The sequence below is a fragment of the Pseudomonas sp. CCC3.1 genome, from assembly GCF_034347405.1.
In the GTDB taxonomy this organism is placed as follows: Bacteria; Pseudomonadota; Gammaproteobacteria; order Pseudomonadales; family Pseudomonadaceae; genus Aquipseudomonas.
The window spans coordinates 3,749,630-3,763,692 of sequence record NZ_CP133778.1 but is presented as its reverse complement, the minus strand read 5'-3'; the positions used below and the strand labels follow the sequence as shown (position 1 = coordinate 3,763,692).

The 14,063-nt window shown below is 57.9% G+C and carries 10 protein-coding genes; 8 read left to right on the top strand and 2 right to left on the bottom strand.

The window, feature by feature from the left end; translation table 11 throughout:
* Positions 1 to 11 precede the first annotated feature (11 nt).
* Positions 12 to 1,001, top strand: coding sequence for a transcriptional regulator ArgR (gene argR, locus RHM56_RS16465; protein WP_322233967.1), 990 nt, complete (start codon positions 12 to 14; stop codon positions 999 to 1,001).
* A 2-nt stretch (positions 1,002 to 1,003) separates the two neighbouring features.
* On the opposite strand, the gene RHM56_RS16460 is transcribed toward argR, so the two are convergent.
* The gene (locus RHM56_RS16460) at positions 1,004 to 5,149 is read right to left on the bottom strand and encodes a leucine-rich repeat domain-containing protein (protein WP_322233963.1); all 4,146 of its coding nucleotides are present in this window, start codon (positions 5,147 to 5,149) and stop codon (positions 1,004 to 1,006) included.
* Between the two features lie 434 nt (positions 5,150 to 5,583).
* Here RHM56_RS16460 and RHM56_RS16455 point away from each other — a divergent pair, with 434 nt between their 5' ends.
* The 7 genes from RHM56_RS16455 to astE all read left to right on the top strand — a co-directional run bounded on the left by RHM56_RS16455 (position 5,584) and on the right by astE (position 13,365).
* A complete protein-coding gene (locus RHM56_RS16455; protein WP_322233960.1) occupies positions 5,584 to 6,804 on the top strand; it encodes an aspartate aminotransferase family protein in 1,221 nt (406 codons plus the stop codon).
* A gap of 111 nt (positions 6,805 to 6,915) precedes the next feature.
* Complete coding sequence (aruF, locus tag RHM56_RS16450; protein ID WP_322233958.1) at positions 6,916 to 7,935, top strand: arginine/ornithine succinyltransferase subunit alpha; 1,020 nt, start codon at positions 6,916 to 6,918, stop codon at positions 7,933 to 7,935.
* 55 nt (positions 7,936 to 7,990) lie between these two features.
* The gene (gene astA / locus RHM56_RS16445) at positions 7,991 to 9,028 is read left to right on the top strand and encodes an arginine N-succinyltransferase (RefSeq protein WP_322233956.1); all 1,038 of its coding nucleotides are present in this window, start codon (positions 7,991 to 7,993) and stop codon (positions 9,026 to 9,028) included.
* Positions 9,025 to 10,494: a succinylglutamate-semialdehyde dehydrogenase gene (astD, locus tag RHM56_RS16440; protein ID WP_322241795.1), complete on the top strand. Its 1,470-nt coding sequence runs from the start codon at positions 9,025 to 9,027 to the stop codon at positions 10,492 to 10,494. The genes astA and astD overlap by 4 nt, the downstream gene beginning before the upstream one ends.
* A 154-nt stretch (positions 10,495 to 10,648) precedes the next feature.
* The gene (gene astB / locus RHM56_RS16435; RefSeq protein ID WP_322233954.1) at positions 10,649 to 11,995 is read left to right on the top strand and encodes an N-succinylarginine dihydrolase; all 1,347 of its coding nucleotides are present in this window, start codon (positions 10,649 to 10,651) and stop codon (positions 11,993 to 11,995) included.
* Positions 11,996 to 12,053: 58 nt separating this feature from the next.
* Positions 12,054 to 12,347 (top strand): topoisomerase II, encoded by a 294-nt coding sequence (locus RHM56_RS16430; RefSeq protein WP_322233952.1) that lies wholly within the window; start codon positions 12,054 to 12,056, stop codon positions 12,345 to 12,347.
* 13 nt (positions 12,348 to 12,360) lie between these two features.
* Positions 12,361 to 13,365, top strand: coding sequence for a succinylglutamate desuccinylase (astE, locus tag RHM56_RS16425; RefSeq protein ID WP_322233951.1), 1,005 nt, complete (start codon positions 12,361 to 12,363; stop codon positions 13,363 to 13,365).
* A 137-nt stretch (positions 13,366 to 13,502) separates the two neighbouring features.
* Here the strand turns inward: astE and RHM56_RS16420 are convergent, their stop codons facing one another.
* Positions 13,503 to 13,997 carry a 6,7-dimethyl-8-ribityllumazine synthase gene (locus RHM56_RS16420; protein ID WP_322233948.1) on the bottom strand — a complete coding sequence of 165 codons (495 nt, stop codon included), beginning with the start codon at positions 13,995 to 13,997 and terminating at the stop codon, positions 13,503 to 13,505.
* Between the last annotated feature and the right edge of the window lie 66 nt (positions 13,998 to 14,063).

Sequence of the window (14,063 nt, the reverse complement as noted above, 5' to 3'; positions counted from 1 at the left end):
GATTGCATGCCATGACTGCCCAACGAATAGGTTTCCTGATTTGGCCCAGCACGAAAGCGTTGACGCTGGCGCTGGCTGAGGAGGCCTTGCGGGTCGCCCAGCGGGTGCATCCAGAAGTGACCTATGAATTGGTGTTTCTGTGCGCCGAAGCGCAGACCGACACCGCCGCCAGCGGCTGGCAATTGCCGGGTGAGCCGTGGGCCGGAAAGCTCGAAGGCTGTCAGAAACTGTTCCTAGTGGCCGATGAGCCTCCGGCGTCTATAGCGCCCGCGCTAAGCAGTGCGCTCAAGCAACTGGTGCGTGCCGGTTGCGTGATAGGCGGGCTGTCTGCCGGTGTGTACCCCTTGGCGCAGTTGGGTTTGCTTGATGGTTATCGGGCGGCGGTTCACTGGCGCTGGCAGGATGATTTTGCCGAGCGCTTCCCCAAGGTGATTGCGACAAGCCATCTGTTTGACTGGGATCGTGATCGTTTGAGTGCGTGCGGCGGGCTGTCGGTGCTGGATTTGCTGCTGGCGCTGTTGGCCCGCGATCACGGCGCCGAGCTGGCGGGTGCGGTGTCCGAAGAATTGGTCGTCGAGCGGATTCGTGAAGGCGGTGAGCGTCAGCGTATTCCCCTGCAAAACCGCCTCGGCTCAAGCCATCCCAAGCTGACTCAAGCCGTGCTGTTGATGGAGGCCAACATCGAAGAACCGCTGACCACTGACGAAATTGCACAGCATGTGTGCGTGTCGCGTCGTCAGTTGGAGCGGATCTTCAAGCAGTACCTCAATCGCGTGCCGAGCCAGTATTACCTTGAGCTGCGCTTGAACAAGGCTCGGCAAATGCTGATGCAAACCAGCAAGTCGATTATTCAGATCGGCCTGTCGTGCGGGTTCTCCTCGGGGCCGCATTTCTCCAGTGCGTACCGCAACTTCTTTGGCGCAACGCCGCGTGAAGATCGCAACCAGCGTCGCAGCAGCAGCCCGTTCGAACTGTCTTCGGTGCCTGCCGAGCGAGGCTGAAGCTACTCATCAAGTTCAACGATATCGACATCGATGTTGGCGGGATCCAGGCCATCGAATGAAAGATTCATGTCTATGCCGGTCTGACTGAAATACCCGCGCACCTGGTTCAGGCTCTCTTCGGACAGGGGGTTGCCTGCCAGGTCGAGCGCCTCGGTGATAAATGCCGGGGCCTCGAAGAGTCCGGACGGCAGATTGATGATGAGGTTGTCACTCAGATCAATCGTTTCAATATCGGACAGCCCCAGAAGCGAGGTCGGGAACTCGCTGAGTTCAGTGTTGCTCAGGAAGACCGAATTCAAGTTTTGCATGTTGCCGAAGTCGGGCGTGATACCGAGCGGGTTGTTATCAAGATCGATGTGTTCCAGGTTTTCCAGTCCGGCGAAGGCTTGGGCCGATGCGGGGGTGAGCGTGATGTTGCTGTCTTCGAGATACAACTCGGTGATGTTCTGCATTGAAAACAGCGACTCTGGCAAGGCATCAAGCGCAAAGCCTTGAAGTTTCAATACACGTAACTTGGGGAAATGTTGCAAGAACTCGTTAACGCCAGTGACTGGCCCCGTTCCTCTCAAGGACATGTAAGTCACGTGGCTGAAATCGGCGCTGATGTTGGGCATGTTGTCCAGTATCGTTCGGGTAAACGTCAGCTCAAACCCATCTCGTGTAGCGTCTGCGTAGTGGTTGTCGAACGCAGTTTGTCTGCGCCAGCATCGTTCGAGTTCTCTGCTGAATGCGCGTCGGTCTTGAACAATCGCTATTCTGGCCAGTGGCGAAATCAAATCGCCTGTTCGCTGGTTAACGGCCGGTGCATCGACCGTCCACACTTCCATGTCATCACGCAGTGTCTGAACTTCTTGCTCAAGTTCGGCCAGCCGTTGCATTGCCTGGGATTCTTGGGTTGGCAAGGTCGCAATAATGCGCCCCCGTTCGACGACGTTCAGGTTGGGATACAGCGCATATACTTTTGCGGCAATGCTGGAGCCCGAGGACTCAGGGGCGTCCGCGCCTAACAAGGGGTAGCTGGCGCGCCCATGCGCCAGTTCCATGGGCGACTTGAAGCCCTCGGCTACAGGTGGCTGGTCCATGTAAAGGTAAACGGGCAGGCGATCAAGGAGCGGGGCTTGGTGCACGCGTGCTTTCAGCTCGCCGCCTTGGCCTACGTGAGGGAAGCCCAGTTGATTACGCTCATGGTCGGGCAGGGCGTGCAGCAGGGCGCTGTAAAGATCATCCGGGCCATGCAGTTCTTGATTCAGTGCGTCACGTGCGCTGTAACGGTTGCCTGTCTTGACCAGCACTTTGCGCAGGGGAGCATTCTCGTTGCCCAGGCTGTTGTTCAGCGTACCCTCAAAGTGTTCTTCGCGAATTTCAATGCGCACCTCTTTTGACCAGCCGGGCAAGGCCTCAATGCTTTTCAGGGTCAGCCATTCACTGTCGACACTGGCCGCGGAGTCGAGGAACAAACCTTCATAGGCGCGATTGATTCGGGTTTGTACAAGCAATTGGCGGGCTTCTTCTTGAAGCCGGGCCGGGATGGTTTTTTCATTCAGCAACTGCTGCACTTCGCCGCCGCTGGCATGCCAGATCAATTCTTGCGCGGCCTTGGTCGGTAGCCCTGGGTGCTCTTTTTGCAGCAGCGTAACTTCAGCGTTGGCCTGCGGATCGAGCGAGGCGTATCGCGAATTGAACAGCTGGATTCGCTTGAGCCGGGCTTCGCGCGCCAGCAAGTTGCCCAGTGTGCGGGTTTGGGCTGCCAGGTTGGGTAGCGGGTCTGCGAATGCAGGGCTGATTTCCAGCAATATCTTGAGCTCGTTCTCGTCCAGGGCTTGCAGCAGCGTTTTCAGCAAGCCTCCCTGGCGCAGTTCAGCGTCATTGATGTGTATCCAGTCGGCTGGGGTTGAGGATGCCGGGTATTGAGCCAGCGTCTCGCCTTTCTCGTTCACGACCTTCAGGGCTTTAGCAGGGCTCCATGTGTCTGCGCTGGTCAGGAGTTGCAGTTGGGTTTGCGGATCGGCCTGCTGTTGAATCAGCGGGTCTGCACTTTCCATGTGCTCGATAAAACGCTGAATGTCCTGATCGATCCTGAAGCGCTGGATGCTGTCTGACAGCAGGGCGGGTGTCGGCAGTGCGTCTGCATGCATCTTGCGCAACACGCCCGGATCGGTTTGCGTGATGGCGAGGATGCGCGCAGCCAGCGTGTCAGAAAATGAAGCCGCCGTTGGATTCAGGCGCTTGAACAGTTGGGTGTCATTCCAGTGCAGAGGCTGTTCGGTTTCTGCTGACCAGGCCCCTGTTCCGTTGTGTCGCACGCGGGGTGAGTAAGCCTGCTCCCGGGTGGGGTGTTTGATGCGGTAGCCCGGGGTATGCGAAGACATCTCGGCGCGGTAGTTTTTCCCTTCGAGGGGCAGGTACTGAACGCTTTCGTGGTGATACAGCCCGATGTCGGTCGGTGTCTGATGTTCTGGCAAAGGGGCGGGGTGTTCATAAGGGGTCAGGTTCGGCTCCCACAGGCGGGTCTCGCTGCTGGGGAGCGTCACAGGTTTTAAGCGGTTGATAAAAGGCGATGTGGAAAGGGGGAGCGCTTCGCTCAGTACTTTGCCGCCAATGGCGAGTGCGCCAATCTGAACCACGCTGCTCACAACGTTAAACAAATGGTCCCAAGCTTCCAGGGTTTTGCCGTGTGCCCAGTCTTGAATGCCTTCGTAAACGTCGTCGAGTATCTGATAGGCCATTTGCAGCATCATCAGTTCGCCAATGACCGGGACAAAAATAGCAGCCACAAACTCAACCGCATTCACGATGCCTTCCAGTAGGCGTTTAAGGCGCTCATGGCGGTCATGCCGGGTTTTTTGATCTTCGGTGTCTGTACTGACGGCAATCAAGGGTGCATCCGCCAGTATTTTTCGGTGCTTCTGTAAATAAAGGTATTCGCTGTACTCGTGGTCGAGATTGAACAGGGCAACACTTAAAGTCGGGTGTTCTATCGGGATGTAAATGACTTCGACCGGGTAGTCTTCGGGGCGGCCTTCGAGTGGTTGGCCTGTGGGGCTGATGGCCTTGAATAGCGTGTGCTTCAGTGTGCCAAAGAATGTGCCGAGGTCCTTGTGATCGATGAAACGGCTGAAGTATTGCTGATAGTCGTTTTGACGAAGTTGCTTAGCCATCGTGGCGACAAACTCATCCAGCGAGCTGTAATGCTTGAGCGGATGGTGTGGGTCGTCGGGCAAGTAGACAACGACTTCAGTGGTGTTCAGTGGCAAGGCAGCCTTGTAGGAAAACACCAGCACCCCGGTGAGCGTGACACCTTGCAAGACCATGCTGTACGGGTGGAGGGTGGGCGGGGTCTCGTGGGTCCAGCCTCGCGTGTCGCCCAACGCTGCGAGCGAGTTGTAGACGGTTTGCGGGATGTCTTTATGGGCTAGCGCGTGATGCATGGAGGCTTCAAAGGCTGTTCTAAGGCTGTGCCTGACCGCGGTTTTAACACTGAGTGCCTGGTGCGGGTTATTGATGCCCAGCGCCGTGTCGAGGTGAGCTTTGTACTGTTTGCCAATATCCAGCGTGCGGCACAGTTTTATAAAGCTCGCCACCGGCAGTTGTGTGTTCAGTGCTTCCAGCGTTTGGTATTGCCCTGTGGTTGATGGCTGGGTAATGAATCCTGAGTCTGGCGTGTGAGCATCGTCATCGCCTTCAAACGCTTCGAAGTTGTGCAGGGCCGCATCGAGCATTGAGACGCGCCAGTTTTTGGCGGCGCCTGTATCAAGCCCCAGCAAAGGCAACTTGAGCGGGAGGTAGAGATTGATAAAGGTGCGTTTGAGGTCTAGTTCAAGATCAACGTTGTAGTGTTGATTGAGGGCTTTGATCAGCAATGGCTGGGCAAAGGTATGAATGTCTTGCAGACTTTCCAGTAATTGCGCGCTGCTATGGTGCGATTTCCAGTGCTCGATATGGGCCTGGTTTAACGCATGTTGCTGGGCAGGTGGCAGTTGGTCTGGTCTGTGTTTTGGGTCGGGTTTTAATTGCTTCAGTGCCTGAAGGCCTGACTCGGGCGTTTGAGTTATCCAGTCGGGAAGCAGGGCCTTGATAACCTCATGGTGAATTAAGGTTGGAGCGGGCAGTTGCGGTGCAGCGGCGATGTGCGTGTCCATAGTCATGCTCTCGTCTCTCATAAAGACTCAGTTATCGGTATGTTGTGTCAGCCATGAATAAAGGCCGTGTCAGCCACCAACATCGCCTGCGGGGCTACTGAAAAAAAGCGCAAATACCTGCTGGAAGCCGACCGCGACAGATCAGGATTCAGCGCTCAGCGGACAAATAATTAGCCCCTGCAGAACGCACAAATCTGCAGGGTGTGCAAAGCGTCATGGCTTGCGGGTAAAACAAAGCCAGCTAGCGCTGCCGTTCGGGCTGTCCAGCGTTTAAACTGCGTCTTTGCGACGTAATATGTCGCATTGGCGTAAACCCCGATAAACCGTGGTTGGGCGCTATAAGAAGTTGTCGCTTGGCGGCAAGGCCGCATCCCCATCAGTCCTTACAATCCCCCCATCGCTCGCCATTTTAGGCAGGCGTTTCTCATCAGGAGACTCCGATGTCCGTTGAGCAAGCCCCGGTGCAACGCGCCGATTTCGATCAGGTCATGGTTCCGAACTACGCACCTGCTGCTTTCATTCCTGTGCGTGGCGCCGGTTCCCGAGTGTGGGATCAATCGGGGCGCGAACTCATCGACTTCGCAGGCGGCATTGCGGTTAACGTGTTGGGCCACGCCCATCCGGCGCTGGTTGGCGCGCTGACCGAACAGGCCAATAACCTGTGGCATGTATCCAACGTTTTCACCAACGAGCCTGCGCTGCGCCTGGCTAAAAAGCTGGTGGATGCGACTTTCGCCGAGCGTGTGTTCTTCTGTAACTCGGGCGCCGAAGCCAACGAGGCCGCTTTCAAGTTGGCCCGTCGCGTGGCGTTCGACCGTTTCGGTGCTGAGAAATACGAAATCATCGCCGCCCTCAATAGCTTCCACGGCCGCACGCTGTTCACGGTCAACGTGGGCGGGCAGTCGAAGTACTCCGACGGCTTTGGTCCAAAAATCACCGGCATTACGCACATCCCGTTCAACGACCTCGACGCGCTGAAAGCGGCGATTTCGGACAAGACGTGCGCGGTGGTACTTGAGCCGATTCAAGGCGAAGGTGGCGTTCTGCCGGCTGAGCAGGCGTACCTGCAAGGCGCTCGCGAACTGTGCGATCAGCACAATGCGCTGCTGGTGTTTGACGAAGTGCAAACCGGCATGGGCCGTACGGGCGAACTGTTTGCCTACCAGCATTACGGCGTGACCCCGGACATCCTGACCAGCGCTAAAAGCCTGGGCGGCGGTTTCCCGATTGCGGCCATGTTGACCACCGAAGCGTTGGCCAAACACCTGGTGGTTGGCACTCACGGCACCACCTATGGCGGCAACCCGCTGGCGTGCGCGGTGGGCAACGCCGTGATCGACGTGATCAACACGCCAGAGGTGTTGAACGGCGTTAAAGCCAAACACGACCTGTTTAAAACCCGTCTTGAGCAAATCGGCCAGCACTACGGCCTGTTCTCGCAAGTTCGCGGCATGGGTCTGTTGATCGGCTGTGTGTTGAGCGATGCCTGGAAAGGCCGCGCCAAAGACGTCTTCAACGCCGCTGAAAAAGAAAACCTGATGATCCTGCAAGCGGGCCCGGACGTGGTGCGTTTCGCGCCAAGCCTGGTGGTTGAAGACGCAGACATCACCGAAGGCCTCGATCGTTTCGAGCGCGCAGTGAAAAACCTGACGCAAGCCTGATCCGTAACACAACTCTGTAGGAGCGAGCTCGCCTCGCGATCTTTCAAAGATCACGAGGTGAGTTGCTCCACAGGGCCCCATTTTTTATTTTCTGGATTAAGGAGTGACACCATGCTGGTGATGCGCCCCGCGCAAATGGCTGACCTGGACGAGGTACAGCGTCTGGCTGCGGACAGCCCGATTGGTGTCACTTCACTGCCGGACGACACCGGACGCCTGCGCGACAAGATCGCTGCGTCCGAAGCTTCGTTTGCAGCCGAAGTCAGCTTTAACGGTGAAGAAAGCTACTTTTTTGTTCTTGAAGACACGGCCACCGGCAAGCTGGTGGGCTGTTCAGCCATCGTGGCATCGGCCGGTTACTCCGAGCCGTTTTACAGCTTTCGCAACGAGACCTTCGTTCACGCCTCGCGCGAGCTGAAGATTCACAACAAGATTCACGTGCTGTCCCAGTGTCACGACCTGACCGGCAACAGTCTGTTGACCAGCTTCTACGTGGTTCCGGATCTGGTCGGCACGGCCTGGTCCGAGCTTAACTCGCGTGGTCGTCTGTTGTTTGTGGCCAATCATCCGGAGCGTTTTGCGGATTCGGTAGTGACCGAGATCGTCGGTTACAGCGATGAAAATGGCGACTCGCCATTCTGGGACGCCATTGGTCGCAACTTCTTCGACTTGAACTACGCTGCCGCCGAGCGCCTGTGCGGGCTCAAAAGCCGCACGTTCCTCGCCGAACTGATGCCGCATTACCCGATTTACGTACCGTTGCTGCCCGATACGGCTCAAGAGGCGATGGGGCAGGTGCACCCGCGTGCGCAAATCACCTTCGACATTCTGATGCGCGAAGGTTTTGAAACGGATCATTACATCGACATTTTCGACGGCGGCCCGACCCTGCATGCGCGGGTTTCGGGCATCCGCTCGATTGCTCAAAGTCGCGTGGTTCCGGTCAAGATCGGTGAACTGAGCAAGGGCGGCGGTCGCCAGTACCTGGTTGCAAATGCCCAGTTGCAGGATTACCGCGCCGTATTGCTGGAGCTCGATTGGGCGCCGGGCAAGCCGGTCATGCTGGATCTGGAAGCGGCCGAAGCACTGGGCGTTGGCGAAGGTGCCAGCGTGCGAGTGGTTGCGGTTTAACGCGTTTGAGCGAGTTTCACGGGGTTCGCCAGCGAGCCCTGTTTAAGGAGATAGCATGATCGTTCGTCCTGTACGCAATAGCGATTTACCGGCCCTGATTGAACTGGCCCGCAGCACGGGCACCGGCCTGACTACCTTGCCGGCCAACGAACAGCGCCTGCTGCACCGTGTGTCTTGGGCTGAAAAAACCTTCCGTGGCGAAGCCGAGCGCGGCGATGCGGACTACCTGTTTGTGCTTGAAGATGACGACGGCAAAGTCGTCGGCATTTCAGCCATTGCGGGCGCAGTCGGCCTGCGAGAGCCGTGGTACAACTTTCGGGTTGGCTTGACCGTCAGCGCCTCCCAGGAACTGAACATCTACCGTGAAATCCCGACCCTGTTTTTGGCCAACGACCTGACGGGCAACTCTGAGCTGTGCTCGTTGTTCCTCAGTGCCGATTACCGCAACGGCCTCAATGGACGCATGCTGGCCAAGGCGCGGATGCTGTTTATCGCTGAATTCCTCGAACTGTTTGGCAACAAGATCATTGCTGAAATGCGTGGCATGTCGGATGAAAGTGGCCGCTCGCCGTTCTGGGAAAGCCTGGGTCGGCACTTCTTCAAAATGGAATTCAGCCAGGCTGACTACCTGACCGGCGTGGGCAACAAAGCCTTTATCGCCGAGCTGATGCCCAAGTTTCCGGTGTACACCTGCTTCTTGTCCGAAGACGCCCGCGCGGTGATTGGCAAGGTGCATACCCACACCGAGCCCGCCTTGAACATGCTTAAAAGCGAAGGCTTCAGCTACCAGGGCTATGTCGATATTTTTGACGCGGGCCCGGCTGTGGAGTGCGAAACCACCAAGATTCGCGCCGTGCGCGACAGCGAAACGCTGGTGCTGGCCATTGGCACGCCGGGCGACGACGCCACGCCTTACCTGATTCACAACCGCAAACGCGAAGATTGCCGCATCACCGCCGCTCCGGCGCGTTGGGCTGCCGGCACCCTGGTGGTCGACAAACTGACCGCCAAACGCCTGCAGCTGAGTGCGGGCGATCAAGTGCGTGCCGTACCGTTGTCCGCGCAGCCAGTTGCCCCACGGGAGTCCAAATAATGAGCACGTTGTACATCGCAGGCGCCTGGCAGAACGGTCAGGGCGAAGCCATGGAATCGCTGAATCCGGTGACCCAACAGGTACTGTGGACCGGCCATGCGGCCAATGCCGAACAGGTGTTCGAGGCGGTCAAGGCGGCGCGTCAGGCCTTTCCGGGCTGGACCAAACGTTCTTTCGAGGAGCGCCTGACGGTGCTTGAAGCCTTCGCCGCGAGCCTGAAAACTCACGCTGATGAGCTGGCGCATTGCATCGGTGAAGAAACCGGCAAGCCGCTGTGGGAGTCGGCCACCGAAGTCACCAGCATGATCAACAAGGTGGCGATCTCGGTACAAAGCTATCGCGAGCGCACCGGTGAAAAAAGCGGTCCGCTGGGTGATGCCACCGCTGTTCTGCGGCACAAGCCGCATGGCGTGGTGGCGGTGTTTGGCCCGTACAACTTCCCGGGTCATTTGCCTAACGGGCATATTGTCCCGGCCTTGCTGGCGGGCAACAGCGTGGTGTTCAAACCGAGCGAATTGACCCCGAAAGTCGCTGAGCTGACGGTCAAATGCTGGGTTGAAGCGGGTCTGCCAGCAGGCGTGTTGAACCTGTTGCAAGGCGCCCGCAAGACCGGTGTGGCACTGGCGGCCCACGCAGGCATCGATGGCTTGTTTTTCACCGGATCGAGCCGTACGGGCAACAGCCTGCATCAGCAGTTCGCCGGTCGTCCGGACAAGATCCTGGCGCTGGAAATGGGCGGTAACAACCCGCTGGTGGTCGATCAGGTGGCCGATCTGGACGCTGCGGTTTATACGATTATTCAGTCGGCCTTTATCTCGGCCGGTCAACGTTGTACGTGTGCTCGCCGTTTGCTGGTGCCACAAGGTACCTGGGGCGACAGCCTGCTTGAGCGTTTGGTCGCGGTCAGCAAAGACATCGACGTCGGTGCGTTTGATCAGCAGCCAGCGCCGTTCATGGGCTCGGTGATTTCCCTTTCAGCCGCGCGAGATTTGCTGGCCGCGCAGACGCTGCTGATCGAGAACGGTGCGCAGGTACTGCTGAGAATGACCCAGCCGAACGCGACTGCCGCGTTGCTGACGCCCGGCATTATTGATGTGACCGCTGTCAGCGAGCGTTCCGACGAAGAACTGTTCGGGCCGTTGTTGCAGGTCATTCGGTACGCCGACTTTGACGCGGCGATTGCCGAGGCCAACAACACTGCATTTGGTTTGGCGGCGGGCTTGTTGTCGGACTCCGAGGCGCGTTACCAGCAGTTCTGGCTGGAAAGCCGGGCCGGGATTGTGAACTGGAACAAACAACTGACGGGTGCAGCCAGCAGTGCGCCGTTTGGGGGGGTAGGGGCGTCGGGCAACCATCGCGCCAGTGCGTATTACGCAGCCGATTATTGCGCGTACCCGGTGGCATCGCTGGAAACCCCGACCCTGGCGCTGCCCGCGGCGCTGACGCCAGGCGTTCGCTTGTCCTGAAGCCTCATATCATCACTGTGGGAGCGGGCTTGCTCGCGATACAGGCAGCGCGGTTTTACGGTTAGGCTGCGGTCATGCTATCGCGAGCAAGCCCGCTCCCACAGGTCATGTGTTGTACCTCGTCTATATACAAACGTTTTCCGGAGCCTCACCGATGAAATCCTTTGAAGTCAATTTTGACGGTCTAGTGGGGCCGACCCATAACTACGGCGGTTTGTCGTTTGGCAACGTCGCGTCCCAGAGCAACAGTCAGCAAGCCTCCAACCCCAAGGAAGCGGCGCTGCAAGGCCTGGAAAAAATGAAAGCGCTGATGGACATGGGCTTTGTCCAAGGCGTGCTAGCGCCGCAAGAGCGCCCGGACGTCGGCGCCTTGCGCAGCCTGGGCTTTGCCGGGACCGACGCGCAAGTGATTGAGCGCGCCGCTAAAGAAGCCATGCCTTTGCTGGTTGCCAGTTGCTCGGCCTCCAGCATGTGGGTGGCCAACGCAGCCACGGTCAGCCCTAGCGCCGACACGGCGGACGGTCGCGTGCATTTCACGGCCGCCAACCTCAACTGCAAATTCCATCGCAGCATCGAGCACCCGACTACCAGCCGTGTGCTGGGGGCGATGTTTGCCGATCAGCAACACTTTGCGCACCACGCGGCATTGCCTGCTGTGGCCCAGTTCGGTGACGAAGGCGCGGCCAACCACACACGTTTTTGCCGTGACTACGGCGAGGCCGGGGTTGAGTTTTTTGTCTACGGGCGCAGCGCGTTCGACAGCCGTTACCCGGCGCCGCAAAAGTACCCGGCCCGCCAGACCCTCGAAGCCTCGCAAGCCGTAGCGCGGTTGCACGGCCTGAGCGAGGAGGGTGTGGTGTTTGCCCAGCAAAACCCGTCGGTGATCGATCAGGGCGTGTTCCATAACGACGTGATCGCGGTCGGCAACGGTGAGTTGCTGTTCCATCACCAGGATGCGTTTCTGAATACCGAAGCCATGCTCGACGAATTGCGCCGCAAGCTGGCCGCACGCGGGGCGCAGTTCCAGTCCATCAGCGTGCCGCGTGACCAGGTGGCTGTAGAGGATGCGGTGCGTTCTTACTTGTTCAACAGCCAGTTGCTCAGCCGTGCTGACGGTTCGATGCTGCTGATCGTGCCCGAAGAGTGCCGTGCGAACCCGCGTGTCTGGCAGTACCTGCAAGGTTTGACCAGCGCAAGCGGCCCGATTCGTGAAGTGAAGGTGTTTGATCTTAAGCAGAGCATGCAAAACGGCGGTGGCCCGGCGTGCCTGCGACTGCGCGTCGCGCTCAATGAAACTGAGCTGGCGGCGGTCAATCCGGGGGTTATCATGACCGCCCCGTTGTATGACACGTTGACCGGCTGGGTGAACAAGCACTACCGCGATGCCCTGCGCGAAAGCGACCTGGCAGACCCTCAGTTGTTGCTTGAATGCCGGACGGCACTGGATGAACTGACGCAAATCCTTAAACTGGGCTCGGTTTACCCGTTTCAGATCAATTGAACATGCGCGCGCCGACCCTTTAAGGCGCGCCATCTGACTTTCCAATGAGAGCGAAATTATGAGCGATTCCCTGCAGCTGATCCTTGAAGACACTGATGGCACGCAACTGGAAACGTCCTGCACCCGCGTCGCAATCCTGTGGCAGGGCAAAGAGCTGTGGATTCAACAAGACGGCCGTGGCCAGTTGCTGATCGGTGTTGATGTTGAAGAAGGCGATGCTGAATACGCCAACCTGCTGCTGCGTCCATTGGCGACTAACCTTGTTAGTCTGCAACTGGAAATGGAGCCGGCTGACTTGAGCGACGAAGATGGCGAAGACGGTCACGTGCACGGCCCAGACTGTAATCACTGATTAAGGAAGCGTTATGCTCGCTCTCGGCAAACTGCTTGAACTGACCTTGGCCGGACGTGAACCGGCCGAGAAAACTCAACTGACTGTCGACGGCGTGCGGATGCGCTGGCTGGCCGAGGGCGCGCTCGAAGTGCGTCCTCCCGAGGCGCGCGACAGCGGCATGGATTTGCTGCTGTCGGCTGGCATCCATGGTAATGAAACAGCGCCGATCGAGCTGTTGGATCGCCTGTTGAATGCCATTGCTCGTGGCGAAGTGAAGCCGCGAGTCCGAATTCTGTTTCTGTTTGGCAACCCGGGTGCCATGCGCACCGGCGCACGGTTTGTCGAAGAAGACCTTAACCGCCTGTTCAATGGCCGCCACGAAAGCAGCAGCGGGCCAGAAGCCTTGCGCGCCTGCGAACTTGAGCATCTGGCTGAGGCGTTTTTCAATCAGCCTGAGCGCACGCGTCTGCATTACGACCTGCACACGGCCATTCGCGGTTCGAAAATCGAGCAGTTCGCGTTGTATCCCTATAAAGAAGGGCGTGAGCACTCCCGCCTGGAGCTTGCACGCCTGCGCGCTGCCGGGATGGAAGCGGTGTTGCTGCAGAACAAGCCTTCCATTGTGTTCAGCGCCTACACCTACGATCAGTTGGGCGCCGAGGCCTTTACCCTGGAGCTGGGTAAAGCCCGACCGTTTGGGCAAAACGCCGGGGTTAACGTCGAACGTCTGGAGTTGCGCTTGAAGCACATCATCGAAGGCACCGAGCAGCCACTGGAAGACACTTCTCTGGAGGGTTTGCAGCTGTTCAGCGTGGCACGTGAAGTGATCAAGCACAGCGATGCGTTCATCCTGCACTTGCCGGCTGATGTCGAGAACTTTTGCGAGCTGCCCAAGGGTTACTTGCTGGCGCAAGATGCGCCGAAAACCCGTTGGGTTATCGAGGAGGAGGGCGCTCGGATCATCTTCCCGAACCCCAAGGTCAAGAACGGCTTGCGTGCCGGGATCATCATCGAACCCGTGAAGGCGCTCGCGTAGCCTGCTGATCAACTGTAGGAGCGAGCTTGCCTCGCGATCTTTTGATCTTTTAAAAGATCGCGAGGCATGCTCGCTCCTACATAAAGGCGCAAACAAAAACAGGCCCTTTGAAGGGCCTGTTTTTGTTTGCGAGCTAATTACACCGCGCGTTTTTGCTGGGTATCCAGACGCTTGATAGCGCGGATTTTCTGCAAGGTATCAACGCATGTTTTCGCCGCTTCCTGACCTTTGTGCACGAAGTGATCAAAGAAAAACTTCTGATGCTCTTCGCCCGCGTGGAAGTGGTGCGGCGTAAGGCTGACCGAGAACACCGGGATTTCGGTTTCCAGTTGCACTTGCATCAAGCCGCTGACGACCGACTGGGCCACGAAATCATGGCGGTAGATGCCGCCATCAACGACCAGTGCGGCGCCGACGATACCGGCATAACGACCGGTTTTGGCCAGCAGCTTGGCGTGCAGCGGGATTTCAAAGGCGCCGCCAACTTCAAAAAAGTCGATATCGCTTTCCTGGTAGCCCTGCAGCAGCATTTCGGCCAGAAAGCCTTTACGGCTCTGATCGACGATCTCTTTGTGCCAGCTGGCCTGGATAAAAGCGACGCGCTCGTTGTGATGAATTGCGGTGGGTTGCATGTTCTGACTCCTGTTTGTGTGAAAAACAGGGCTTATGAATTGAATGGGATTTAAGGGTACGTTCCA